Annotated in this window: 22 protein-coding genes and 1 riboswitch; of the genes, 12 read left to right on the top strand and 10 right to left on the bottom strand. The window is 67.2% G+C overall.

The window, feature by feature from the left end; all coding sequences use genetic code 11:
* Nucleotides 1-13: 13 nt before the first annotated feature.
* On the bottom strand, nt 14-1,861 hold the full coding sequence (locus tag M529_RS43495; RefSeq protein WP_021319507.1) for a TonB-dependent receptor plug domain-containing protein: 1,848 nt from the start codon (nt 1,859-1,861) through the stop codon (nt 14-16).
* Nucleotides 1,862-2,034: 173 nt separating this feature from the next.
* A riboswitch (cobalamin riboswitch) is annotated at nt 2,035-2,250 on the bottom strand.
* Between the two features lie 104 nt (nt 2,251-2,354).
* Nucleotides 2,355-3,161 (bottom strand): formate dehydrogenase accessory sulfurtransferase FdhD, encoded by an 807-nt coding sequence (fdhD, locus tag M529_RS43490; protein ID WP_021319506.1) that lies wholly within the window; start codon nt 3,159-3,161, stop codon nt 2,355-2,357.
* A 105-nt stretch (nt 3,162-3,266) separates the two neighbouring features.
* On the opposite strand from fdhD, the gene M529_RS43485 reads away from it, so the two are divergent.
* Together M529_RS43485 and mobA are read left to right on the top strand one after the other, a co-directional pair.
* The gene (locus M529_RS43485) at nt 3,267-4,259 is read left to right on the top strand and encodes a threonine ammonia-lyase (protein ID WP_021319505.1); all 993 of its coding nucleotides are present in this window, start codon (nt 3,267-3,269) and stop codon (nt 4,257-4,259) included.
* Nucleotides 4,256-4,795 carry a molybdenum cofactor guanylyltransferase gene (gene mobA, locus M529_RS43480; RefSeq protein ID WP_021319504.1) on the top strand — a complete coding sequence of 180 codons (540 nt, stop codon included), beginning with the start codon at nt 4,256-4,258 and terminating at the stop codon, nt 4,793-4,795. Before M529_RS43485 ends, mobA begins: the two co-directional genes overlap by 4 nt.
* Before the next feature lie 3 nt (nt 4,796-4,798).
* Here mobA and M529_RS43475 read toward each other — a convergent pair whose 3' ends face one another.
* Genes M529_RS43475 through M529_RS43465 form a run of 3 tightly spaced genes read right to left on the bottom strand, consistent with a single transcriptional unit; the run spans nt 4,799 to nt 8,983 of the window.
* Nucleotides 4,799-6,331 (bottom strand): DHA2 family efflux MFS transporter permease subunit, encoded by a 1,533-nt coding sequence (locus M529_RS43475; RefSeq protein ID WP_021319503.1) that lies wholly within the window; start codon nt 6,329-6,331, stop codon nt 4,799-4,801.
* Between the two features lie 8 nt (nt 6,332-6,339).
* Nucleotides 6,340-7,491 carry an EmrA/EmrK family multidrug efflux transporter periplasmic adaptor subunit gene (locus M529_RS43470; RefSeq protein ID WP_021319502.1) on the bottom strand — a complete coding sequence of 384 codons (1,152 nt, stop codon included), beginning with the start codon at nt 7,489-7,491 and terminating at the stop codon, nt 6,340-6,342.
* Complete coding sequence (locus M529_RS43465; RefSeq protein WP_236617725.1) at nt 7,484-8,983, bottom strand: efflux transporter outer membrane subunit; 1,500 nt, start codon at nt 8,981-8,983, stop codon at nt 7,484-7,486. Before M529_RS43465 ends, M529_RS43470 begins: the two co-directional genes overlap by 8 nt.
* Before the next feature lie 97 nt (nt 8,984-9,080).
* Between M529_RS43465 and M529_RS43460 the strand changes: the two genes are divergently transcribed.
* The gene (locus M529_RS43460) at nt 9,081-9,767 is read left to right on the top strand and encodes a TetR/AcrR family transcriptional regulator (protein ID WP_021319500.1); all 687 of its coding nucleotides are present in this window, start codon (nt 9,081-9,083) and stop codon (nt 9,765-9,767) included.
* 384 nt (nt 9,768-10,151) lie between these two features.
* On the opposite strand, the gene M529_RS50020 is transcribed toward M529_RS43460, so the two are convergent.
* Entirely contained in the window at nt 10,152-10,292 is a 141-nt protein-coding gene (locus M529_RS50020; RefSeq protein WP_162832908.1) for a hypothetical protein, read from the bottom strand.
* Nucleotides 10,293-10,434: 142 nt separating this feature from the next.
* Here M529_RS50020 and M529_RS43455 point away from each other — a divergent pair, with 142 nt between their 5' ends.
* A complete protein-coding gene (locus tag M529_RS43455) occupies nt 10,435-11,046 on the top strand; it encodes a response regulator (RefSeq protein WP_021319498.1) in 612 nt (203 codons plus the stop codon).
* Here M529_RS43455 and M529_RS43450 read toward each other — a convergent pair.
* Genes M529_RS43450 through argH form a run of 4 tightly spaced genes read right to left on the bottom strand, consistent with a single transcriptional unit; the run spans nt 11,037 to nt 14,716 of the window.
* A complete protein-coding gene (locus M529_RS43450; protein WP_021319497.1) occupies nt 11,037-11,801 on the bottom strand; it encodes a precorrin-2 dehydrogenase/sirohydrochlorin ferrochelatase family protein in 765 nt (254 codons plus the stop codon). The genes M529_RS43455 and M529_RS43450 overlap by 10 nt on opposite strands.
* Nucleotides 11,801-13,066, bottom strand: a complete 1,266-nt coding sequence (lysA, locus tag M529_RS43445) for a diaminopimelate decarboxylase (RefSeq protein WP_021319496.1) — start codon at nt 13,064-13,066, stop codon at nt 11,801-11,803. Before lysA ends, M529_RS43450 begins: the two co-directional genes overlap by 1 nt.
* Nucleotides 13,067-13,076: 10 nt before the next feature.
* Entirely contained in the window at nt 13,077-13,349 is a 273-nt protein-coding gene (locus tag M529_RS43440; RefSeq protein ID WP_021319495.1) for a hypothetical protein, read from the bottom strand.
* Entirely contained in the window at nt 13,346-14,716 is a 1,371-nt protein-coding gene (gene argH, locus M529_RS43435) for an argininosuccinate lyase (protein WP_021319494.1), read from the bottom strand. The genes M529_RS43440 and argH overlap by 4 nt, the downstream gene beginning before the upstream one ends.
* 43 nt (nt 14,717-14,759) lie before the next feature.
* On the opposite strand from argH, the gene M529_RS43430 reads away from it, so the two are divergent.
* The 8 genes from M529_RS43430 (at nt 14,760) to M529_RS43395 (ending at nt 23,688) form a co-directional block, all read left to right on the top strand.
* Nucleotides 14,760-15,368, top strand: coding sequence for a TlpA family protein disulfide reductase (locus M529_RS43430; protein WP_031295441.1), 609 nt, complete (start codon nt 14,760-14,762; stop codon nt 15,366-15,368).
* A gap of 226 nt (nt 15,369-15,594) precedes the next feature.
* Entirely contained in the window at nt 15,595-18,210 is a 2,616-nt protein-coding gene (locus M529_RS43425; RefSeq protein ID WP_021319492.1) for a TonB-dependent receptor plug domain-containing protein, read from the top strand.
* A gap of 68 nt (nt 18,211-18,278) precedes the next feature.
* Entirely contained in the window at nt 18,279-18,767 is a 489-nt protein-coding gene (locus M529_RS43420; protein ID WP_021319491.1) for a RidA family protein, read from the top strand.
* Between the two features lie 79 nt (nt 18,768-18,846).
* Nucleotides 18,847-20,433, top strand: coding sequence for a flavin monoamine oxidase family protein (locus tag M529_RS43415; protein ID WP_021319490.1), 1,587 nt, complete (start codon nt 18,847-18,849; stop codon nt 20,431-20,433).
* Nucleotides 20,430-20,816: a c-type cytochrome gene (locus M529_RS43410; protein ID WP_031295440.1), complete on the top strand. Its 387-nt coding sequence runs from the start codon at nt 20,430-20,432 to the stop codon at nt 20,814-20,816. Before M529_RS43415 ends, M529_RS43410 begins: the two co-directional genes overlap by 4 nt.
* 25 nt (nt 20,817-20,841) lie before the next feature.
* On the top strand, nt 20,842-21,984 hold the full coding sequence (locus M529_RS43405; RefSeq protein WP_021319488.1) for an aminotransferase class I/II-fold pyridoxal phosphate-dependent enzyme: 1,143 nt from the start codon (nt 20,842-20,844) through the stop codon (nt 21,982-21,984).
* A complete protein-coding gene (locus M529_RS43400) occupies nt 21,981-23,237 on the top strand; it encodes an aminotransferase class V-fold PLP-dependent enzyme (protein ID WP_021319487.1) in 1,257 nt (418 codons plus the stop codon). The genes M529_RS43405 and M529_RS43400 overlap by 4 nt, the downstream gene beginning before the upstream one ends.
* Nucleotides 23,238-23,259: 22 nt before the next feature.
* Entirely contained in the window at nt 23,260-23,688 is a 429-nt protein-coding gene (locus M529_RS43395; RefSeq protein WP_021319486.1) for a RidA family protein, read from the top strand.
* Nucleotides 23,689-23,785 lie beyond the last annotated feature (97 nt).

The following is a 23,785-nucleotide window of genomic DNA, read 5'->3' as shown; positions in this document are numbered from 1 at the left end:
CCGGTCCGGCCCGTCAGAAGCGCACACGCACGCCGCCATAGGCCGATCGCCCATAGGTGCCATAGCCATAGGCGGTGGCGTAATTCGCATCGAACAGATTGTCGATCCGGCCGTACAGCTCCAGATGCTCGCCCAGCGGCAACGACGCCCTGACTCCGGCCAGCGCATAGCCGTCCAGCCGCCGCAGGTTTGCCGCATCGTCGAAGCTGTCCCCCACCATGGTCAGCGTTGCGCCGGTCGACAGGCCGAAGGACCAGGCATAGTCGGCCGACACGCTCACCGCATTGGCCGCCCGCCGCGCCAGCCGATTGCCGCGATCGGGCGACAGGTCGGACCGGTCGCGCGCGTCGACATAGCTGTAGGAACCGGTGACCGTCAGCGCCTCCACGGGCTTCAGCGTCACGGTCGCCTCCACCCCCTTGGCGCGGGTGCGGTCGAGATTGCCATAGACGAACGTGGCATTGTCGAAATTGATCTGGTTGCGCGTGTCGCGCCGGAACGCCGTCACGGACAGCACCGCCCGCCCATCGTCCAGGCTCTGGTCGATCCCGATGTCATAGCTCTTCGACCGCTCCGGTCGCAGCGCGCTGTTGCCGCTGAAACTGTCGTAGAGCTGGTAGAGCGACGGCGCCTTGAAGCCCTCGCCATAGCTCAGGCGCAGGTTGGTCGCACCACGGTTGGGCGTGTAGTTGGCGTTCGCGCCGAAGGTCGTGGCGCCCCCGAACTGGCTGTGGTCGTCATGACGCAGGCCGCCGGTCAGCGACAGGCCCTCGACCGGCTTGACGATGGCAAGGCCATAGACGCTGTCGATGTTCGCCCTCGCACTGCCCGTGTCGCCGAAGCCGAAAAAGTCATAATCCGGCCGCTCATGCTCATAGCCGAAAATCAGCTTCGCCTGCTCGACGGGCGTATAGACCCCCTCATATTCGAAGCGCAGGTTGGTGCCGGAATAGCCGTAATCCGGGTCGGTCCCGCGCACGAAATAATAGTCGCGGTCGTTCCGCAGCCAAGTCACCGCCGCCCGATTGGTCAGCTTGCCGTCGAGCAGGGCAAGATTGATCCCGGCATAGCCGACATATTGGTCGAGCTTGCTGACGTCCGCGCTGTCGGCCGGCGCGCCGAAGAAGCTGTCATAGTCAAGATCGGCATGAATATAATAGCCGCGCAGGTCGAGACTGAGCGTGTCGGTGAAGGCGAGCTTCAGCTTGGCGTTCGCCGCGACATTCTCATAGCCGTCCTTCTCGGTCGCGCCGAACGACCGCGCGGCCGACGATATGCCGTCCGTGTCGAAATAGGCGACGCCGACTCCGCCGGAAGCGATCCCGCTGCTGCCCGACACATCGGCTTTCGCGTTCAGCGTGTCGCTATAGCCGTAGTCGGCCGAGGCATTCGCCTCGAACCCTTCCGCCGGCGTGCCGGTCATCACGTTCACCACGCCCCCGATAGCCTGGCTGCCGTAAACCACGGAGTTGGAACCGCGCAGCACCTCGATCCGGCGGATATTGCCGGTCAGCAGGTGGCCGAAATCATAGCCGTCGCCGATGCCGCTCGGATCATTCACCTTGACCCCGTCGATCAACACCAGCGTCTGCGTCGTCTCCGCGCCGCGCAGCGACACCCCGGTCGCGCCGCCGACCGATCCGTTGCGGTTGAACCGCACGCCCGGCGTGGTGGCCAGCAGGTCGACGACATCCACGGCCTGCCGCGTTTCGATGGTCTGGGCGTCGATGACGGTGATCGCCTGCCCCACCTCGTCGCGCGGCTGCGCGATGCCCGACGCGGTGACGACGATGTCGTCCTCCTGCGCCAGCGCGGGCGCGGCGGCGATCAGCGCGACGAGCGATAGTCCGGTCTTCAGCATGTAAGTCTCTTCCCCCCGGCGCCACGCGACTGCGGCGGGGCACCGCCTGAGCGGCCGGCATGCGGGACCGACGGGACGCCACCGTCCGTTCCGCGCGCCGTGCGGCCCCATGCCGCTCGGTCGTCGCTCAGACGGAAAGACACCGTGCCCCGGCCATCCCCTGGACGCGTGGGCAAGAGCGACACGCTCCGGCAGGTCTCCTGGCTCGCGGGTCAGGGCACGATGCGCCAGCCTTCCCGGGCCTCGCCCAGTGGCCGGTCCTTGCGGACCACGGCACATCGCACTCACCGCTCACAGTTGCAGGGACAGCCGCGGAATGGGGCCTTGCAAGGCCCGCACCGCATTCCCGTTTTCAGCCCATAAAGGGCACCGGCGCGCTATGCGGTGGCCCATAGGGGAATGACGCGGCGTTGCCAAGCCGGATGCCAACGCTTGGGATCACCGCGCCGGAAGGCCGTGTCGTCCGTATCGGCTGGTCTTCGAATGTCATCCGCTATCCAGTCGCCGCCCCCGGGCTCGCCAGCACCGCATCACCCCGCGCCAGCACTACCAACGGCAAGCCGGCGACGGCGGCGCGCTCAACGGCAAGACTGGTGGGGGCGGAGATGGTGACCAGCAACGGACATCCACTCAGCACCGCCTTCTCGACCAGTTCGTAGGAACAGCGCGAGGACAGCAGCGCAAAGCCGCCGTCCCAATCCGCATCCGTCCGGCGCATGGAGCCCACCAGCTTGTCAAAGGCGTTGTGGCGCCCGACATCCTCCCGCACCAGCCGGATCGTACCCGTGGCATCGGCCCAGGCGGCGGCATGGGCAGCGCCGGTCGCGCGGTTGAGCGGCTGCTGCGCCTCCAGACCCGCTAGCGCGCGGAAGATCGCGACGCGGTCCGCGCAACTGCGTGCCTCGACCTGGGGCAGAGGGCGCAGCGCCTGCTCGAGATTCTCTATGCCGCAAAGCCCGCAGGAGGAATCGGTCGCCCGGTGCCGGACCCGCGCCAGCAGCCTTTCCGCCCGCCCGGCGGGCAGGGTCGCGCGCGCGACCAGCCCCTGCGGCGCGATATGGACATCGACATCGAAAGGCGCGTCCTGGGGCTCGACAAGCCGCTCGGACAGCGCAAAGCCTTGCACCAGCTCTTCGACATGCTGCGGCGTTGCCATCAGCACGGCATAGCCGACCCCGTCGAACTCGATGGCGACGGGCACCTCCTCCGCCAGCATGCGCCTGATCGGCGCCGCATCTCCATCGGGGGTCAGCTGGGTGAAGGGCCGCTCGCCCGCGGGATCGATCGCTTGTGTCGCCATCCGCCGGATATAGCCCGCCCCGGCGCGATGCCAATGCCCCCTCCCCGGCTGTTGCGGACCGCCGCTGCCCCCTTACTGACGGATGCAGCAACAAGGGAAAGCCGCATGTCCGATTCGCTCGCCATCTCCGCCGCCGATGTCGCCGATGCCGCCCGGCTGCTCGCCCCGGTGGCGGTGCGCACGCCGCTGGTGGAGAATGCCGCGCTGAACGAGCGCTGCGGACGGCACGTGCTGGTGAAATTCGAAGGCGCACAGCATTGCGGGTCATTCAAGTTTCGCGGTGCCTACAACCGGCTCGCCCGGCTGGATGCCCGCGAACGAGCGGCGGGCGTGGTCGCCTGGTCGTCCGGCAACCATGCCCAGGGCGTCGCCTTCGCGGCGCGGATGCTGGGCATTCCCGCGACGATCGTGATGCCGTCCGACGCGCCCGCCATCAAGACCGCGAACACCCGCGCGCTGGGTGCGGAGGTCGTGCCCTATGACCGCTTCACCCAGAGCCGCGAGGAAATCGCCACCGCATTGGCGCAGGCACGCGGAGCGACACTGGTACCTTCCTTCGACGACCCATATATCATAGCCGGCCAGGGCACGGCAGGGCTGGAGATCCTGGAACAGGCGCAAGCGGCCGGCGCGCGGGTGGGCCAGATCCTGGTCTGCTGCGGCGGAGGCGGCCTCGTCGCCGGCATCGCCACGGCGGCGAAGGCCGGGCAGCCGGATATCGACGTCTATGCGGTGGAACCCACCGCCTTCGACGACACCGCGCGGTCGCTGCGCAGCGGCGTGCGGGAAAGCGTGCCGTCGGATGCTCGATCGATCTGCGATGCGCTGCTGTCGCCGATGCCGGGCGCGCTTACCTTCCCGATCAACCGGGCGCTGCTGTCGGGTGGCCTCACCGTGACCGACGAACAGGTGAAGGAGGCGATGCGCTTCGCCTTCTCCGCGCTGAAGCTGGTGGTGGAGCCCGGCGGAGCGGTGGCGCTGGCGGCCGTGCTGGCGGGTCTAGCGCCAGAAACCGAGGGAGCGACGGTCGTGGTCGTGTCCGGTGCCAATGTCGATCCCGCCGCCTATGCCGCGATCCTGACCGGGGACGCGCGATGAGGCTGCTCGGCGCGGTGCTGGCAGGCGGGCGATCCAGCCGCTTCGGGAGCGACAAGGCGCGGGCGCTGATGGCGGACGGGCGCAGCCTGCTGGACCATGCCGTCGCCGCGCTGGCGCCGCATGTCGAAGCGGTGGCGGTGTGCGGGCGGGCGGTCGAGGGGCTGCTGTCCTTGGCCGACCGGCCGGCGCCCGATCTGGGGCCGCTCGGGGGGCTGGCAGCAGCGCTGCATCATGCGCGGGAACGAGGCTTCGACGCGGTGCTGACGACCGGCTGCGATATGCCGGTGTTTCCCGCCCGGCTCGCGGCGGCGCTGATCGACAACGCGCCGGCCGTGCTCCAGGGACAGCCGCTCGCCGGCTGCTGGCCCGTTGGCTTCTCTGACGCGCTGGACGCGCATCTCGCCGCGACGGAGGACCGGTCGATCCGCGCATGGGTCAGCCGGGCGGGTGCGCGCACCATCACCCTGCCCGACATGGTGCTACCCAATATCAACCGTCCCGCCGACCTTGAAACGCTGCAGCGGGACCGATCCTGACGGTCAGTGCGCGGCGGACGTGTCGACCTGACCGGGCGGCTTGGGGCGGGGAGACAGGATGACCAGGGTCGCGCTCGCCACCAGCACCAGGGCCGTGATCAGGAAGATATAGTTCAACCCGACGACGGCGGCCTGCTGGTTCACCAGATTGTCGATGGTCTGACGAATCTGTTCGGAGGAGAATCCGGCGCCGGACAACAGCGCCTGCGCCTGCTCGGGCTGGATCGCCCCCGCCAGTTCGCTGTGCGACACCCGTTGCGCGTCGCCCCAGCCGGTCAGCACCAGCGACGTCGCGACTGCCGACCCCATCGTCCGCAGGAAATTTTGGAGGCCCGCGGCGGATGCCGTTTCTTGCGGCTCGACCGCGCCCAGCGTCAGCGTCGTCATTGGAATGAAGAAGAAGGGCATGGCGAAACCCTGCAATATCTGCGGCAGGGCAAGCGTCCAGAAGTCGGCCGACGTGTTCCAGTGAGCGCGGAGCACCGACATGCAGGCCAGCCACAGGATGGCGCACGCCACCATCACCCGCGAATCGACCTTCCCCAGCAGCCGGGCGGCGATCGGGGAGGTGGTGAGCGCGGTCATCGCGGTAAAGGCGGTGACGATCCCGGCGTCCGTGGCGGTATAGCCCATGGATATCTGCAGCCATTGCGGGATGGCTACGATGCTGGCGAAGTAAGCGCCGAAACACAGCGAGAGCGCGAACACGCCGAACGAGAAGCCGGAATGGCGGAATACGCGCAGGTCGACGATCGGATGATCCTGCGTCGCTTCCCAGATCAGGAACACGCAGAAGCCGATCCCCGCGAAGACCGCGAGCATCACGATCAGCGGATCGCCGAACCAGTCATGGTCGCGCCCGATGTCCAGCATGATCTGAAGGGAGCCGATCCAGAAGATCAGCAGCGCCAGGCCGACCCGGTCGATGGGCTGCCTGCTGGTTTCGGTATCCACCGGCCGCAGCAGGGCAAAGGCCGCCAGGACGCAGACCACCGTGATCGGGACGTTGATGAAGAAAATCCAGTGCCAGCTCCAATTATCGCTGATGTAGCCGCCGACGATCGGTCCGATGGCGGGGCCCAGCAGCGTCGTCATCGCCCACATGCCCATCGCCCGCCCGCGTTGATCCGGCGGGAAGACGCGCAGCAGCAGGGTCTGGGACATCGGCATCAGCGGCCCGCCGCACAGCCCCTGGCCGATGCGGCATACCACGATCATGCCCAGCGTCGTGGACAGGCCGCAGAGCAGCGAGAAAAGCCCGAAGCCCGCCATGCCGAACGCGAACAGCCGAAGCGCACCGAAGCGCTGCGCCAGCCAGCCCGTCAGCGGCACGCAGATCGCCTCCGCCACGGCATAGGACGTGATCACCCATGTGCCCTGATCGGGCGAGATGCCCAGATTGCCGGCGATATGCGGCACCGACACATTGGCGATCGTCAGGTCTAGGACGACGATGAAGTTGGCGAGGGCCAGCGTCAGTCCGGCGAGCGTGCGCTGCCGGGGCGAAAGCCTCTCCCAGGACGGGATGTCTGCCACGGGAGGCCTCAATTACCCGAAAGGTCGATCTCGACCTCGGTCGACAGGCCCACGCGCAAGGGATGTTCCGCCAGTTCCCTGGGGTCGAGCGCGATCCGCACCGGCAGGCGCTGCACCACCTTGATCCAGTTGCCGGTCGCGTTCTGCGCCGGAATCAGCGACAGCGAGGAACCGGTGCCGCCGGAAAAGCCGACGACCTTGCCATGATACACCACGCCGCCGCCATAGATGTCCGCCACGACGGTGGCGGGCATGCCCACCTTCACGCGGCGAAGCTGGCGTTCCTTGAAGTTGGCGTCGACATAGACCTGCGACAGCGGAACGATGCTCATGATCGGCGAACCCTGGCCGACGCGCTGCCCCACCTGGACCTGGCGCCGGGTCACCACGCCGTCGATCGGTGCGCGGATGACGGTGCGGACCAGGCCCAGCCTCGCATTGTCGAGCCGCGCCTTGGCCGCCATCACCGCCGGGTCGGTATCCTCGGTCGATCCGCGCACCAGTGCATCATTGGCCTCCAGCTGCCCTTCAGCCGCGCCGCGCGTGGCCTGGGCCTGCGCCACCGCGGCTCGGGCAAGGTCGAGCGCCGCCTTGGCCGATGCAAAGGTGTTGCGCGCACTGGTCAGTTCCTCGCCCGACACGGCGCCATCGGGCGCCAGCGCCTCGCGACGCTGCAGGTCGATGCGCGCCTTCTCGTAATCGGCCTGGGCGGTGGCGAGCTGTGCGCGTGCCTGCGCGATGTCGGAACCCCGCGCCGTCACCTGCGCCGCGAGCGAGCTGCTGGTCGCCGAAGTCTGACGGAAGCGCCGCCGTGCCTCGGCCAGGTCCGCCTCCGCCTGGGCCACGGCGATGCGGGCATCGGTGGGGTCGAGACGCACGAGCACGTCGCCCCGCTTCACCGTCTGGGTGTCGCTGACCAGCACCTGCGTCACCTGGGCGGAAATCAGCGGCGTCACCTGCGCCATTTCGGCGTTCACATAGGCGTTGTCGGTGCTGACATGGTTGCGCCCGACCAGAAAGTACCAGGCGGCATAGATCAGACCGACGATCGCGATCGCGGCCGCCAGGCGCAGCAGCCAGGTCCGGCGCGTCGCCATGCGGCTGGCCTTCTCGTCGGTCTGGCCGGCATCGGCGGTGAATTCGGGGGCGGCATCAGCCATGGGGTTGATCCTTGGGCAAGGCGCCGGCGGCGAAGCCGCCGCCCAGCGCGCGAATGAGGGCAATGTCGGTGGAAAATGCGCTGGCTTCCAGATCCGCGACCGTCTGGCGCGTATCAAGCAGCTGGTTTTCCACGTTCAGGACATCGAGATAGGTGGAAAGGCCGCCTTCGTAGCGCTTGCGCGCTATGGCATAGGCATCCTCCGAAGCGGTGACCGCGGCGCGGGCGTCCACCAGCCGCTGGTCGATCATGCGGCGCGACGTGACGGCATCCGCCACCTCCTGATAGGCGCCGAGCACGGCCTTGTCATAGGTTGCCACCGCCTCGTCATATTGCGCGCGGGCGTTGCGATACTGCGCCTTGATCGCACCGCCGTGAAAGATTGGCAGGCTGATCGCAGGCCCGGCATTGCCGTATAGCGAGTCCTTTTCGAACAGGTTGTTCACGAAGGGAGTGGAGCTGCCGGAGATGCCTGCGCCGTTGAACAACGTCTCGTAGCCCAGCGACTGCACCCCCACCAGTGCGCTGAGGCGGATGGCCGGGAAGAAGTCCGCCCGCGCCACGTCGATACGCTTTGCGGCAGCCTCGGTGCGGGCCAGCGCAGCAGCGACATCAGGCCGGCGGACCACAAGATTTGTCGTGACATCGGCGGGCAGGCCCAGCGGGCGCAGCGCGCCGACCTGCGGCCGCGCGATAGACAGGCCCCGATCCGGGCCGGCGCCGATCAGCGCCGCGATCTGGTGCCGGCGCAGCGCAATCTGCTGGTCGATGGCCGACAGCTGTGCGCGGGCGGACGCCACGGTCGCATCGGACTGGCGCAGGTTGCCCCGGGTCTCCAGCCCGTTCTTCTGCCGATCCGACACCAGCTTCTGGCTGGACAGGCGGATGTCCAGCGCGCGCTGCCGGATGTCGCGCTCGTCGAACAGGCGGGCAAGGTCGGCATAGGCGTCGGCGATGCCGGTGGTCAGGACCAGCCGCGCCTGCCGCTGGTCGATCTCCGCGGCCCGCGCCTGCGACGTGGCGGCGGCCAGCGCGGCGCGGTTCCTGCCCCACAGGTCAAGATCGAAGCCGAAATCGAGCGCGATGTTGCCGGTGCCCAATATCCCCTTCGGCACGAACTCCTTGGGCATGCCCATATTGTAGCTTTGCTTGGTTCCCCCGGCCGAAGCGTTGAGATCGACCGTAGGCGCCAGCGCGGCGCCCGCCTGGCGCGCCGCGGCGGCCGCCTGACTGAACCGCGCAGCGGCGGCGGCCATGTCCGGCGCGTTGCGGATCCCCTCCTCCATCAGGGTGGAAAGCTGCGTATCGCCATAGACCGACCACCAGTCCTCGGCGGGCCAGTCGGTGGCATCTGCGGCCAGGCTCTGGCGCGATTCGACGGAGGCGGCCGTACGGGGTTCGGGGCGTGGCCCCAGATCAGGCACGGCGCAGCCCGACAGCAGCAGGGCGGCCACCATCATCAGCTTTCGTGCGGAAAAAGCGGTGCGACTCATGGAGATAGAAAACCGTACTATTTGGTATGGGAATGTGCCATGCCCCGCTCGCATGGCCTTGTCAACCAATTTAGCGTACTGTAGAGTACGATTTCAAATGACGTCCGACTGCCCCATCCTCAGCCGCCGCGAGGCGAAGCGCCGCGATCGGCGCGAAGCCATATTGGACGTGGCCGCCGGCTACTTCCTCGAACATGGCTATGCCGGCACCACCATGTCCGGGATCGCCGCGGCGCTCGGCGGATCGAAGGGCACGCTCTGGAGCTACTTCCCGTCGAAGGAGGAGCTGTTCTCGGCCGTACTGGACCAGGCGACGACCGCCTATCGCGCGCGGCTCTCCGAAATCCTCGACCCGTGCGGCGAACTGGTTCCTACTCTTCGTCGCGCGTGCATCAGCCTGATGGAGAAGCTCACCTCGCCCCAGGCGATCGCGCTGCACCGGCTGGTAATCTCCGAAGCAAGCCGCTTCCCGGAGATGGGCCGGATATTCTACAAGCATGCCCCGCGCCATACGCGCCAGTTGATCGCCACCTTCCTGAAAGGGGCGATGGATCGTGGCCAGCTACGCCGGGCGGACGCCGAGGAAGCGTCGCGTATCCTGACGGTGCTGTGCATGTCGGGCTGCCACCAGAAGCTTGTCTTCGGGCAGATCGATAAGGCGACGCCGGAAATGATCATGAAGGATGCCTCGGTGGCGCTGGACGTCTTCATGCGCGCTTACGGACCGGGAGGCGCCCCGGCTCCCGCCGGCCATGAGCCTGGAGGCGACGCGCAAAGGGCATAGCCCCTGCCCTTCACCGTCCGCGGCCTCGGCCAGTCGAAGCCACGGTCCAGCTCCGCCCGAAGGCGCGACATATTCGCGCGCCAGCACGGGCACCGGCGCGCCCGTGCGCTCCTCCCCGAAAACTGCACGCGCCCGTTCGCTTCTGAAGGCGGCGCGGCGTCGATGACCGTCGCCGTCATCCACACCCTCTCGGTCCGCGCAAGCACCAGGTGCCTCACGCTGCCGCTGCGCGTGGCGCGAAAGGGCCGCAGGTGGAGCGGATCGGCCGCCATCGCCCGGCATCTTTCTTCCAGCAACTCCGTCAGCCAGCCGATGTCCTGCAGAAACGGCCGGATCAGGCCGACCGCCTCCGCCCTTGCGACAGCGGCGCCCAAGCCTCCAGGGTCACGGACGGCTGATGACCGCGATCACGACGTCCATCAGGCCGATCTCCAGCGCGTCGCCCACGCCCAGCCCGAACAGGCCAGCCGTCTCGCCGAAATCCACGATGTCCTCGATCGAAAGCTGGGTGATGTCTTCCTGCATGTTGGTCTCCTCCATTGCATTGTCAGGAACAGGCTATGCAGCGGACAGGGCGGAACCCATTAAATCCGTTAATCGCTCGGCCGGGCATTAACCTTTTCTTTGCCATGCTTTTCTAGGGTCGCGGACGGCAGGAGGACCGCCCATGCAATTCTTCAAGCGCAACCGCGACACCGACGAGCAGGCCGCATTCCGCGCGCCGCAGCGGCGGCTGCGTGTCCTGATCGTCGATGAGGATCCGACCGCGCGCGCGGTGCTGGCGCGCCGCCTGTCGCATATGAATTACGATGTCGCGGTGGCGGAAAACGGCTTCGCGCCGCTGGCGCTGCTGGTGACACGGCCCGTCGACATCATCCTGATCGACCGGGGCCTAACCCTGCTCCCGCCGATCACGACGATGCAGAAGATCCGGGCCGCGGGTCTTGCAGGCAACGCCTGTTTCGTGATGATCGCGGGCCGGCTCGACAGCCAGTGGGCGGTCGAGGCGCTGGATGCCGGCGCCGACGACCATGTCCTGAAGCCGATCGACTTCGACCTGCTCGACGCGCGGCTGCGCCATGTCCATGCCCGTGCGGAAAAGCTGGGCGCGCTCAGTCGCCACAATGCCGAACTCGATGCGCGCATCGCCCGCCGCGCGGTGGAGTTGGGCGAGACCCGCGACGCGCTGGAGGCGCTGCAGGCGGACCGCGCGCGCCTGGTCTCCTCGATCCAGGCGCTGCATGATGAAATCGAACGGCTGAACGCCGCTCAGGGCTGAGCGTCAGACCGCTCCAGCCACAGCCAAAGCCCCTCGCCACTCTCTTCCGGCGGTGCCTCCGCGCTGATCCGCATCGCGTCCGCGCGCGCCCGGTCCAGGATCGCCGCCGACACCCCGGGCCAGTGATAGACCCGGTCCGCCTGCCCCAGCAGCCGCGCCGCGCGCAGCGTAAGGTCGTCGGGATCATCGGACAGAAGCCGGATGGTGACCAGCCCCGTCCCGACCGCAGCGTCCCCGCCCGCAAGCCAGCCCTCGACCGCCTCCGCCGCGCCCTCGCGCAACGGGTCGAGCAGCCCGCCTTCCGCCAAAGCGGCGTCGATTGCCCGCCGCCGTCCGGCCGCGTCGGGCCAGCGCGCGCGCATCGCCTGCCGCGCCCCCTTCAAAGCCAGCGCCAGCCTTCCCAATCCCTCGGGCAGCACAGCCTCGATCCGCTGCCGCAGAGCCTTGGCAAGGCCGGCGGAGGCGCCGCCCGTGCCGATGGCGACCAGCACCGGATTGCGATCCACGATCGCAGGCAGGGTGAAATCGCACAGGTCCGGCCGGTCGGTCGCGTTCACCAGCACGCCGCGCGCGCGCAGCCTGGCCACCGCTTCCTCGTCATCGACAACGATGGCGATCGCGGCCGGCGCCTCCTCGCCCACCACCTGCGCGCCCGCACGTTCCAGCAGCCGCCTCTTGGCGTCCGCCGCCTCGCCGTCGCCCACCAGGATCACGGGGCGCCCCGTCAACCGCAGGAAGACGGGCAGGCTGTGCATCAGTCCGCGACCCAGTCCGGAATGGAATCGCCCGCGATCAGCGCTTCGATCGGCGGCCGCGCGCGCACCACCGCCCACTTGTCGCCCGACACGAGTACCTCGGGCGTCAGCGCCCGGCTGTTGTAGGTGCTCGCCATGGTCGCGCCATAGGCCCCGGCGGTCATGAAGGCGACCAGGTCGTCGGCCTGCACCACATCCATGTCCCGGCCCATCGCGAAGGTGTCGCCGGTCTCGCACACCGGCCCCACGACATTGGCCTTTGCCTTGTCGCCCGCTGGCCGCACGGCGCGAATGTCGTGCCAGGCGTCGTAGAGGCTGGGACGCAGCAGGTCGTTCATCGCCGCATCGACGATGACGAACGGCGCCTGCGCGCCCTGCTTCACCCGCACCACGCGCGACAGCAGCGCGCCGGCATTGCCCACGATCACGCGCCCCGGCTCGAACATCAGGCGGACGTCCCAGCCCTGCGTCACGCGGGTCACCATCGCGCCATAGTCGGCAGGGCTTGGCGGCATCGGCTGCGCCGGATCATAGGGCACGCCCAGGCCACCGCCCAAGTCGGCGGTGCGGATCGCATGTCCCGCGCCACGCAGCGCCTCGATCAGCGCGCCGACCTTGACGAAGGCTGCCTCCAGCGGGGCGAGGTCGGTCAGCTGGCTGCCGATATGAACGGCCACCCCCTGCACGTCCAGGCCGGGCAGGTCGCGCGCGGCGGCATAGCTCTCCAACGCGCGGTCATAGGGGATGCCGAACTTGTTCTCGGACTTACCGGTGGAAATCTTGGCATGGGTGCCCGCGTCCACGTCCGGGTTGATGCGATAGGCGACCGGTGCGCGCCGACCCATGGACAACGCCACCTCCGACAGCATCTCTGCCTCCGGCTCGCTCTCCAGATTGAACTGGTAGATGCCCTTCTCCAGCGCGACGCGCATCTCCTCGGCGGTCTTGCCGACGCCGGAAAAGACGATGCGATCGGCCGGGATGCCCGCCGCAATGGCGCGCAGCAGCTCGCCACCCGACACCACGTCCGCGCCCAGGCCCAGCCTTCCCAGCGTGGCGAGCACCGCCGCATTCGGGTTGGCCTTGACCGCGAAGGCGATCAGCGGGTTCTCCAGCGCCGACAGCGCCTCGCGGAACACCCCTACATGGCGGCTCAGGGTCGCGGTCGAATAGACATAGACGGGCGTGCCCACCGCGGCGGCGATGGCCTCCATCGGCACCTGCTCCACATGCATGGCGCCGTCCACATAGTCGAAATGGTCCAACTGGCGGTCCTTAAGGGTTCTCGTCGGGGTTGCTGGGCGGCGGCAGGTCGAACGGATCGGCGTCGCGCTGGCGCGACTGGGTCAGCAGTTCCACATTGCGTTCCGGCCGCGCCTGGCTGGGCGCGGTGGTCAGGTCCTGCGCCGTGGGCGCGGTTGCGGCGCCGATCGGCACGGCCGGCAGCTTCTGGTCCTTCAGCGGCCGCAGCGGCTGGCGGCCACCGCAGGCCGCCACGCCCAGCAGCAGCGCGGCCAGCAGAGCGCCCTTGGCGATCGTTCGGGTCATCGGCTCATCTCCTCCCGCGCCTGCGCGATGCGGGCGCGAACCTGGTCCGGCGCGGTGCCGCCATGGCTCCTGCGGCTGGCGACCGACGCATCGACCGTCAGCACGGCATAGATGCGATCGTCGATGCGCGGGTCAATGGCCTTCAACGTCTCGATCGACAGTTCGGCGAGCGGCGTTCCCGCCGCCTCCGCCGCCGCCACGGCGCGCCCGGTGATGTGATGCGCCTCGCGGAACGGCACGTTCGCCTCGCGCACCAGCCAGTCCGCCAGGTCGGTGGCGGTCGCGAAGCCGCTCTCCGCCAGAGCGCGCATCCGGTCGGTGCGGAACGTCACGGTGCCGATCATGCCGGTCATCGCCGCGATGGAAAGGCCCAGCAGGTCATGCGCCTCGAACACCGGCGGCTTATCGTCCTGCATGTCCTTGGAATAGGCCAGTGGCAGCCCCTTCATCGTCACGCACAGCGCGGTCATGCAGCCCATGATGCGCCCGGCATGGCCCCGCACCAGCTCGGCCGCGTCGGGATTGCGCTTCTGCGGCATGATCGAGCTGCCGGTCGAATAGGCGTCGGGCAGCTTGACGAAGCCGAAGGGTTGGCTCGCCCAGATGATGAACTCCTCGGCCAGGCGCGACAGGTGCAGGCTGCACTGGGTGGCCGCCATCAGATAGTCGAGCGCGAAGTCGCGGTCCGACACGCTGTCCAGGCTGTTGTCGGTCGGCCGGTCGAAGCCCAGCGCCGCCGCCGTCGCGTGCCGGTCGATGGGAAACCCCGTCCCCGCCAGCGCCGCCGCGCCGAGCGGACATTCGTTCATCCGCGCCCGTGCGTCAGCGAAGCGGCTGCGATCGCGCCGGATCATCTCGAAATAGGCCATCAGGTGATGCCCCAGCGTCACCGGCTGCGCGGATTGCAGATGGGTGAAACCCGGCATCACCGCCCCGACATGTTCCTCCGCCCGCGCCAGCAGCGCCGCCTGCAGCGCTTCCAGCCCCGCTTGCACCTCGTCGATGGCATCGCGCACCCACAGGCGGAAATCGGTCGCCACCTGATCGTTGCGCGACCGCGCCGTGTGCAGCCGGCCGGCTGCCGGCCCGATCAGTTCGGCCAGGCGCGATTCCGTGACCATGTGGATGTCTTCCAGATCCATGTTCACCGGCACGCCGTCGGCCTCATATTCGGCTGCGATGCGGTTCAGTCCCTCGGTGATCGCCTGCGCGTCCTCGCCCTCGACGATGCCCTGTTTCGCCAGCATCGCGACATGCGCCTTGGACCCGGCGATGTCCTGCTTCCACAATCGCTTGTCGAAGGGGATCGAGGCATTTATCTCCCGCATGACCGAAGCCGGGCCGCCCGCGAAACGGCCGCCCCACATGCTGTTGGAGCTGGAAACCTTGCTCATGTCCTCGCGATCCGTAATGACACTGCTCCTGCTGGCGGGCCTCGCCGCGTGCGATAGGCAATCGCCGCCCAAGGAGCAAGCGGCGGCGAACGCCGCGGCTCAGGTTCCGCCGGGCAGCGAGGAGGTGCAGGGCGCCAGCGAAAGCGGCGGACAGAACGGCGGCGGCGCCTTCGCCTATTCGATCGACCGGTCGAAGGCCGGCACGCCCGCCCCGGACATCGCCTTCCAGGATCCCGACGGCGGCGACGCGAGCCTGAAGGACTTCGCGGGCAAGCCGGTGCTCGTCAATCTCTGGGCCACCTGGTGCGCGCCCTGCGTCGCCGAGATGCCGGAGCTCGACAAGGTCGCCGCCGAATACAGCGCGCGCGGCCTCGCCGTGCTGACCGTCTCCCAGGATATCCAGGGTCAGAAAGTCATCGCCCCCTTCTTCAAGCAGAGGAAGCTCGCCCATCTGAAGGGCTGGGTGGATCCGGAAAACCGTCTCGCCCAGCATTATGGCGCGGCGCAGCTGCCTACGACCGTCCTCTACGACGCACAGGGCAAGGAGATGCTTCGGATCGTCGGCGCGATGGACTGGAGCAGCAAGGAAGGCCAGGCCCTGCTCGAGGCCGCCGTGAAGAGCTGAATGGGATAAAGACGAGCGCCAGTAGAAAAACCGCCATGCCACATCACAAAAGATAATGAAAGCAATGCGATCACGGCCTGACAATCATCGTGATGCGTATTCGCCAAACCTTCCGGAAGTCACCGGACACAATTCACTTTTCTGTAAAATTTGTGCGCCGCAATAGCGGATTTCCGCACTTACCTCGTTAGCCCCCTTGTCAAAAAATGCAAAACAGGGGGCATGAATGACGAGATTTTCCGCACTTCGCCTATCACTCATCCTCGCATCGTCTTGGTCGGCCTGTGCAGCCGCACAAGAGCCGCAACAGGCGCCGCAGGCCGATGACGGCACCGCCATCATCGTCACCGGCACCCGTGCCGTGGGCATGTCAGCCGCCGAAAGCGCCGCGCCGATCCAGGTGCTGAGCGAAGAAGCCATCAGCCACGTCGGCCAGCCGAACCTCAACCAGGTGCTGACCCAGATAGTACCGAGCTTCACGGCGCAGACGCAGGGCACCGACATGTCCAGTTTCTCGCTGTCGGCCCGCCTGCGTGGCCTCAGCCCGAACCACACGCTGGTCCTGGTCAATGGCAAGCGCCGTCACGGCAACGGCATCCTCCAGGTGCTCGGCGCCTTCTCCGGTTCCGCCGCCCCCAGCATCGACCTGATTCCGCCGGACGCCATCTCGCGCGTCGAGGTTTTCCAGGAAGGTGCTGCGGCCGTCTACGGCACCGACGCCATCGCCGGCGTGATCAACTTCATCCTGAAGGATCAGACCGACGGCGGCACGTTCAAGGTCACCGGAGGGCAATATTATAACAGCCAGGGCGAACTCTTCTCGGCTTCGGGCAATGTCGGCTTCAAGCTGGGCGAGGATGGCTATTTCGACCTGACGCTGTTCCATCGGCGCCAGGACTACACCACGCTAGGCAAGGGCCAGGTCCAGGTCACGAAGCCCGACGGTACGCTTCAGCCCAACGCGCCGGCGCAATGGTCCAACCTTACCGGCGATGCGCTGGCCAATATCAATGGCGGCCAGCCCAAATCGAGGCTCAACGTCGCCTTCTACAATATGGGCTATGATTTCGGTGGCGTGGAACTGTACAGCTTCGGCGATTATGCCCGCCGCGAAGGCTGGGCCAAGCAGGGCTACCGCCATCCCAAGCGCATCTGCTACGAAACCGGCAACCTCGGCGGCAGCGTAACTCCTGCGGCCTACGATCCCTCGATCTGTTACAGCGATACCGGCGTGTGGGGCATGGTGCCGCTCCAGCATGTGATCGAAGATGAATACAGCTTCACCATCGGCGCAAAAGGCGAGTTCGGGAGCGACTGGAACTACGACCTCAGCGGCACCTATGGCTACCAGAAGAACGAGATCTGGACCGAAAGGTCAGCCCATCGCGAAGTCTGGCAGGAAAGCTATGCAGCAGCGCGCGCCGGCATCGGCGTACCCAACACGCCCGATAAGGCTTATGACGGCGGCTTCCGCTTGAGCCAGACGACGATCAACGCCGACATCCGCAGGGAATTCGACGTCGGCATGGCCGGGCCTCTAACCTTCGCCTTCGGCGGCGAATATCGCAAGGACATGTACGAGATCGTCGAGGGTGATTTCTACTCGACCTACAAGACGGGCGTGCAATCATTCCCCGGCTACAAGTCCACCGACGCCGGACGCTACACCCGCAATTCCAAGGCTGGCTACGTGAACTTCATCGCGGAGCCGGTCGATGGCTGGAGCGTTGACATCGCGGGCCGCTACGAGGACTATTCGGACTTCGGCGACACGCTGATCGGCAAGATCACGACACGCTACGACTTCAGCGATGCCTTTGCGATCCGCGGCACGGCCAGCACCGGCTTCCGCGCCCCGACGCTTGCCGAACAGAAATATTCGACGATCAACGTTGGCCCGACCAGCGCCGTTGCCCAGCTACCCGCCGGCACGCCGGCCGCGCAGCTGCTCGGCTTCGGTCCCCTGGGTCCGGAAAAGTCGAAGAACTTCTCGGGCGGCATCGTGCTGCGGCCGGTGCCGAAGCTCGCGATTACGGTCGATGCCTATCTCATCAAGATCAAGGACCGCATCACCGCGACCGCATCGCGCAATGCGGTCCAGGGTGGCGTGATCCAGCCCGGCGCGGCGGCGATTTTCGATGCACTGGCGGCGGCGGGCATCGTGCTCGACACCGCACTGCAGACCGTGGGCGTGCAGAGCTTCACCAACGGCATCGACACCCGGACGTGGGGCATCGACTTCTCCGCCAGCTACCCAGTCGCGCTCGATTTCGGCACGCTCAACCTGTCGCTCAACGCGAACTACAACAAGACCAAGATCACCAACAATCAGGTCGGCTATCCGCTGTTCAACGCGGCGTCGGAAAGCAATATCGAGGACTCGACGCCGGACTACAAAATCGTCGCGAGCGCCCTGTTCAAGAGCGGCCCGTTCTCGCTGAACCTGCGCGAAACCTATTATGGCAAGACCAGCATGCTGGTTCGGCCGGGCTTCACCGCGCGGGACAGCAGCGGGAACATCGTCGTTCCGCAGGGCGGCTTCCTCATTCCGGACGCCGCCGGCGGAGCGAACCAGCTCTACTTCAACGGCGTGGTCAAGGCAGCCCCGATCACCGACCTCGAGGCAAGCTACGACTTCACCGACGCCGTCACCTTCTCGGTGGGCGCGAACAACCTGTTCAACAAGAAGCCGGAGGTGCCCAAGCTGCTGACGGGCGTGACCGTGCCCGTCGGCCAGTCGCCCTATATCAACGGCTCTGGTGCCTATGACAGCCCCTATGGTCATGGCCCCTACAGCACGGCGGGCGGCTACTATTACGCTCGCATCGACTTCAAGTTCTGACGAGGTCACGAAGGGGGGCCGGTCCGCATGGGCCGGCCCTTTTTCCTTCAGCGGATAAGGATCGCGATATGAAGCACGCACTTGCCACCCTGTCCGTCCTGCTGGCGTTGTCTGCCACCCCCGCCCACGCGGCAGGCGTCGAGCACAGGCAGGCGCCTGGCGCGATGATCGCCAGCGCGGCCATCGTGCCGCCGGGCAGCACCTTCTACTATCTGTCGGGCGCCACCGCCTCGCCCGTCAGTCCGGCCGACACCGAAAGCCCCGACGCCTATGGCGATACGGAGACACAGACCTTCAGCATCCTCACCAAGATGAAGGCACAGCTCGCCGAGATGGGCCTCGGCATGGGCGACGTCATCAAGCTCACCGTTTTCCTGGTCGGTGATCCCAAAAACGGTGGCAAGATGGACCGGGACGGGCTGACCCGCGCCTACAAGAAATTTTTCGGCACCGCCGATCAGCCCAATCTGCCCACCCGCTCCGCCTTCCAGATCGCGGCGCTCGCGCGTCCGCAGCAACTGGTGGAGATCGAGGCGATCGCAGCCAAGGCGCCGTAGGAACCGGCGCCCCGCGGCAGGGGATCGGGGGCGAAACCCCTGCCGCGCAGTCTTCGCCCGTCCTGCAACAGGGTGGACCATGAACGACGTCACGCAACCCAGCCGCCGCCAGCTGCTGACCCTCATCGGCAGGATGGGGGGCGCCGCCGCCATGTACCAGGCGATGACCGCGCTCGGCCATGCCGCCGAAACCCAGTTCACCGGTCCGCCCGTCCTGTCGGGCGCAAAACCGGGTGCCTCGGTCGTAGTGCTGGGCGCGGGCCTCGCTGGGATGGTCGCTGCCTATGAGCTGGAGAAGGCCGGCTACAGCGTGAAGATCCTGGAATTCCAGGACCGGCCAGGCGGGCGCAATTATTCGTTGCGCGGCGGCGACAGCTTCACCGAAAGCGACGGCACGGTGCAGAAGGTGACATTCGCGCCCGGCAACTATGTCAATCCCGGTCCCTGGCGCATCCCGCACCATCATAAGTGCCTGCTGCATTATTGCCGCCAATTCGGCGTCGCGCTGGAACCGTTCATCCAGCTCAATCACAATGGCTTCATCCATTCGTCGGACGCCTTCGGCGGCAAGCCGATGCGCTATCGGGAAGTCGCCGTCGACTTCAAGGGCCACACGTCGGAACTTCTGGCCAAGGCGCTGGGCGCCGGTGCGCTGGACCAGAGCGTGACGGCGGAGGACAAGGAAAAGCTGCTGGAGGCGTTGCGGAACTGGGGCCTGCTCGACGCGAACATGGCCTATACCAGCAGCGTCCACGTGTCCTCGCAGCGCGGCTATGACCGGCCGCCCGGCGGCGGCATCAACGGCGCGCCCACGCCCTCGCAGATCGCCAAGCTGTCGGACGTGTTCTCGCCGCAAGTGTGGACGGCGATGTCCTTCTATTTCAACTATGTGATGCAGACGACGATGTTCCAGCCGGTGGGCGGCATGGACATGATCGGCAAGGCCTTCGCCAAGCATGTCGGCAAGTCCATCACCTATAATGCAAAGGTCACGAAGGTCGCCCAGAACGGCAAGGGCGTGACCGTCAGCTATCAGGACGTCCCCTCCGGCAAGGTGAACACGGTCAGCGCCGACTGGTGTGTGTGCACCATTCCGCTGTCGATCATCCGCCAGGTGGAGATGCAGGTCGGGCCGAAGCTCGCCGCCGCGATGAAGGCGGTGCCCTATGCCGGTCACATCAAGATGGGCCTGGAATTCAAGCGCCGCTTCTGGGAGGAGGACGATGCCATCTATGGCGGCCACAGCTTCACCGATCAGGCGATCGGCCAGCTGTCCTATCCCAATGATCGCTTCTTCTCCAACGGCCCCGCCGTGCTGCTGGGCGCCTTCACCAGCGGGGCGGGCGCCTTCCAGCTTGCCGGCATGACCCCGGCCGAGCGGATCGAGGCGGCGCTGAAGCAGGGCGAGGTCTTCCACCCGCAATATCGCAAGGAATATCTGAGCGGCGTGTCGGTCCCCTGGACCCGCGTGCCGTGGATCCTGGGCTGCACCTCGCGCTGGAGCGAGGAGAACCGCGCGGCGCATTACCAGAACCTCGTCGCCCTCGACGGCCGGGTCGTGCTGGCGGGCGAACATGCCAGCTATTATGGCGGTTGGATGGAAGGGTCGATGCTCTCGGGCCTCGACGCCATCGCCCAGATCCACAAGCGCGCGAGCGCGGCATGAGGCGTGGCCTCTTGCTCCTGCCGCCGCTCGCGATGCTGGCCTTGCCGTTCATCGCCTCGGCGCAGGACATGCCGGGCAGCATGCAGGCGAAGAACAACACGGCGGAAGGCGGAAAGATCTTCAAGGAGATCTGCGCCGCATGCCACCTGCCCGACGCCCGGGGCACAGGCGCCATTCCCGCGCTTGCCAAGGACGCCAATCTGGCCGATCCCGCCTATCCGATCGGCGTGCTTGCCAAGGGCAAGGGTGCGATGCCGCCGATGGACGACATCCTGACCCCGGCGCAAATGGCCGCCGTCATCACCTATGTCCGCACCAATTTCGGCAACGCCTATCCCCAGCCGGTGACCGAGGCCGACGTGAAGCGCCTCGGGAAGCCCTGACACCCAGTCCCAGCAGGAGCGTGCCATGACCGAAGTGCCGGAAAGCGCCATCCTCTCCCGCCGCATGCTGATGCGCGGCGCCCTCGCCGCCTCCGCACTCGCGGGCGCGGCCCCCGCCGTCGCGCAGCGAGGGCGCAAGGTCGCCCTGCCGGACGATCCCGCCGGCATGGTCGCCACCCTGACCGACGCCGTCTACATCAATTCCAACGAGAACCCGCTCGGCCCCTGCCCGGCCGCGCGGCAGGCGCTGGCTGGCCTCGAAAAGCTCTCCGGCCGCTACGGGATGGCGTTCGCCACCAAACTCGAAAGCCTGTTCGCGCGGCAGAATGGCCTTTCGCCCGACCAGGTGCAGGTCCATCCCGGCTCCTACATGCCGCTGCGCTCGGTCGCGCTCGCCTATTCGTCGAAGGACCGCCCGATCGCCTGGTTCGAACCCACCTTCGACAGCGGCTTCATCGGCAGGTCCGACCAGTGCGTGACTCGCGCCGTCACCCTACCGCTCGGCGGCGACTATGCGGTCGACGTGCGCAAGCTGCTCGCCGCCGCGCCGAACGCGGGCGTTTATTATCTCTGCAACCCCAACAACCCGACCGGCCTCGTCACCTCCCGCGCCGACATCGAATGGCTGCTCGCCCACAAGCCGGCCGGATCGGTGCTGCTGATCGACGAGGCCTATATCCAGTTCAGCGATGCGCAGAGCTGCCTCGACCTCGTGGCGAAGGGCGCGGACGTGCTCGTCGCGCGCACCTTCTCGAAGATCTACGGCCTTGCCGGCCTGCGCTGCGGGTTGATCGCCGCGCGCAAGGATCTGCTCGACGGCATGGCCGACTATGGCGTCAACATCACGCCGATGCCCGCCGTCGTCGCGGCCGAAGCAAGCCTGCTCGACAGCGATCTCGTCCCCCAGCGCAAGGCCTATAACAGGGCAGTGCGCGACGACCTCTTCGCCTGGCTGGATGCGAAGGGGATGCGCTACCTTCCCTCGCAGGCGAGCTTCGCGATGATCCATGTCGGCCGCCCGGGCGCAGACGTCACCGCCGCGCTGGCGAAGGAAGGCGTCTTCATCGGCGGCCCGCGCAAGCATATGGAGGACTGGGTCCGCGTCTCCTTCGGCACGCCGCAGGAAATGCAGGCTTTCAAGACCGCCTTCCTCAAGGTCCTGGCATGACGCTCAGCCGCCGCGAAGCGCTGGGCGCGGCGCTGGCCGTTCCGCTCGCGGCACAGGCGGCGCGCGCGACGCCCGCCGGCCTCCTTCCCGACAAGGCCAGCTTCGCCGCCTCGCCGGTGGCCTATTTCGACAACGCCGCCACCCATCCGGTCAGCCTGGGCGCCCGCGCCGCCGTCGATGCCTATCTCGCCGGCCGCACGCTCGATCCCGTGGCCGCCGCGCGCCCACCGGTCGACCGCACCGCCGTCATCGCCCGCTTCGCCCGGCTGGTAAATGCCGACCCGGACGAGATCACCTGGACTCAGAGCACCACCATGGGCGAACAGGCCGTGCTGCGCGTCATGGGCTTTCCCCACGCGGGCGGCCGGATCGTCACCGACACGCTCCATTTCTATGCCGCCTTCCCCATGTACATGGAAATGGCGAAGCAGGGCGTCGATGTCGCCTGGGTCCAGGCGCGCGACAACCGCATCGCGATGGAGGACATGGCCAAAGCGATCGTGCCCGGCACGAAGCTCGTCTGCCTGTCGCTGGTCTCTACCTATAACGGCTTCCGCCACGACCTGAAGGCGGTGTGTGATCTCGCGCATAAGGCCGGCGCGCTGGTCTATGCCGACATCATCCACGCCGCGGGTGCGATGCCGGTGGACCTGCATGGCAGCGGCGTCGATTTCGCTGCCGGCGCCAGCTACAAATGGCTGATGGGGGATTTCGGCCTCGGCTTTCTCTATGTCCGCCGCGACGTGGCGGACCGGCTGCCGCGCACCGAATATGGCTATTATGGCTTCGCCGCGCCCGGCGCGCCGCCCGGCATCGGCCTGTCGCCGCCCGAAACCCATGTCTATCCGCTCGATCCGCCCGGCCCCGGTCCCGTCAGCTACAGCAGCCGTCCCGGCGCCATCGGTCATTTCGCGACGGGCACCTATGCGCAATCGGTTATCGCCCAGCTCGACCATTCGCTCGGCTATATCGAACGGATCGGTCCGGCCGCGATCCAGGCCCATGCCCAGACGTTGATCGGCCAGTTCCGCGAAGGACTGGCGGCAAAGGGCTACGCCATCGTCACCCCATCGGACAGCGGCGCGCCGATCCTCAGCTGCGTCCTGCCCAGCGCGCAGCAGCGCCTTGCCGAACCGCTGGCGAAAGCGCAGGTCCGGATCGCGCTGCACGACCATCATTTCCGCATCTCGCCCTCCGTCTTCAACGATGCGAAGGATGTGGACCGCCTGCTCGCCGCGCTGCCGCGCGCCTGACCCACCAAGGAGAGACAATCCGATGAAGAAGACCCCGATCGCTGCCGCCGCCCTGCTGCTCGGCCTCGCCACCACGCCGGCCCACGCACAGCAGGCGATGCCCGCGAAGCTGCCCTTCTCCCCCTCCGTGCGCGTGGGCGACATGCTCTACATGTCGGGCCAGATCGGCCAGGTGCCGCAGGGCATGGACCCGCACAAGGAAGGCTTCGACGCCGCCGTCCGCGCCTCGATGGATTCGATCGGCAAGATCCTGAAGGACAACGGCCTCGACTTCGGCAACGTCGTCAAATGCACGGTGATGCTGGACGACATGACCGACTGGCCCCGCTTCAATGCGGTCTATGTCCCCTATTTCGACGGCAAGCGCCTGCCCGCCCGCAGCGCCTTCGGCGCCGATGGCCTCGCCATGGGCGCCCCGCTCGAAGTGGAATGCATCGCCGCGTTCAAGTGAACGACCCGAATTTCCCCCCTCCCGCTTGCGGGAGGGGCAGCGAGCCTTGCTGAGCCGAAGGCGAAGCTAGCCGCAGCGGGGTGGGCATTTCGCCCCT

Source organism: Sphingobium ummariense RL-3 (genome assembly GCF_000447205.1).
Lineage (GTDB): Bacteria > Pseudomonadota > Alphaproteobacteria > Sphingomonadales > Sphingomonadaceae > Sphingobium > Sphingobium ummariense.
Note: the sequence above shows the minus strand (reverse complement) of the source record. Positions and strands in the feature narration are given on the sequence as shown.

What these genes read in the sequence shown, in the direction of transcription:
- M529_RS43460 (WP_021319500.1), top strand. Translation starts at nt 9,081, where the DNA reads ATGACGTCCGACTGCCCCATCCTCAGCCGCCGCGAGGCGAAGCGCCGC.
- M529_RS43495 (WP_021319507.1), bottom strand. Translation starts at nt 1,861, where the DNA reads ATGCTGAAGACCGGACTATCGCTCGTCGCGCTGATCGCCGCCGCGCCC.
- mobA (WP_021319504.1), top strand. Translation starts at nt 4,256, where the DNA reads ATGAGGCTGCTCGGCGCGGTGCTGGCAGGCGGGCGATCCAGCCGCTTC.
- M529_RS43425 (WP_021319492.1), top strand. Translation starts at nt 15,595, where the DNA reads ATGACGAGATTTTCCGCACTTCGCCTATCACTCATCCTCGCATCGTCT.
- M529_RS43395 (WP_021319486.1), top strand. Translation starts at nt 23,260, where the DNA reads ATGAAGAAGACCCCGATCGCTGCCGCCGCCCTGCTGCTCGGCCTCGCC.
- M529_RS43455 (WP_021319498.1), top strand. Translation starts at nt 10,435, where the DNA reads ATGCAATTCTTCAAGCGCAACCGCGACACCGACGAGCAGGCCGCATTC.
- M529_RS43440 (WP_021319495.1), bottom strand. Translation starts at nt 13,349, where the DNA reads ATGACCCGAACGATCGCCAAGGGCGCTCTGCTGGCCGCGCTGCTGCTG.
- M529_RS43410 (WP_031295440.1), top strand. Translation starts at nt 20,430, where the DNA reads ATGAGGCGTGGCCTCTTGCTCCTGCCGCCGCTCGCGATGCTGGCCTTG.
- M529_RS43415 (WP_021319490.1), top strand. Translation starts at nt 18,847, where the DNA reads ATGAACGACGTCACGCAACCCAGCCGCCGCCAGCTGCTGACCCTCATC.
- fdhD (WP_021319506.1), bottom strand. Translation starts at nt 3,161, where the DNA reads ATGGCGACACAAGCGATCGATCCCGCGGGCGAGCGGCCCTTCACCCAG.
- M529_RS43430 (WP_031295441.1), top strand. Translation starts at nt 14,760, where the DNA reads ATGACACTGCTCCTGCTGGCGGGCCTCGCCGCGTGCGATAGGCAATCG.
- M529_RS43420 (WP_021319491.1), top strand. Translation starts at nt 18,279, where the DNA reads ATGAAGCACGCACTTGCCACCCTGTCCGTCCTGCTGGCGTTGTCTGCC.
- M529_RS43450 (WP_021319497.1), bottom strand. Translation starts at nt 11,801, where the DNA reads ATGCACAGCCTGCCCGTCTTCCTGCGGTTGACGGGGCGCCCCGTGATC.
- M529_RS43405 (WP_021319488.1), top strand. Translation starts at nt 20,842, where the DNA reads ATGACCGAAGTGCCGGAAAGCGCCATCCTCTCCCGCCGCATGCTGATG.
- M529_RS43400 (WP_021319487.1), top strand. Translation starts at nt 21,981, where the DNA reads ATGACGCTCAGCCGCCGCGAAGCGCTGGGCGCGGCGCTGGCCGTTCCG.
- M529_RS43470 (WP_021319502.1), bottom strand. Translation starts at nt 7,491, where the DNA reads ATGGCTGATGCCGCCCCCGAATTCACCGCCGATGCCGGCCAGACCGAC.
- argH (WP_021319494.1), bottom strand. Translation starts at nt 14,716, where the DNA reads ATGTGGGGCGGCCGTTTCGCGGGCGGCCCGGCTTCGGTCATGCGGGAG.
- M529_RS50020 (WP_162832908.1), bottom strand. Translation starts at nt 10,292, where the DNA reads ATGCAGGAAGACATCACCCAGCTTTCGATCGAGGACATCGTGGATTTC.
- M529_RS43485 (WP_021319505.1), top strand. Translation starts at nt 3,267, where the DNA reads ATGTCCGATTCGCTCGCCATCTCCGCCGCCGATGTCGCCGATGCCGCC.
- M529_RS43465 (WP_236617725.1), bottom strand. Translation starts at nt 8,983, where the DNA reads ATGAGTCGCACCGCTTTTTCCGCACGAAAGCTGATGATGGTGGCCGCC.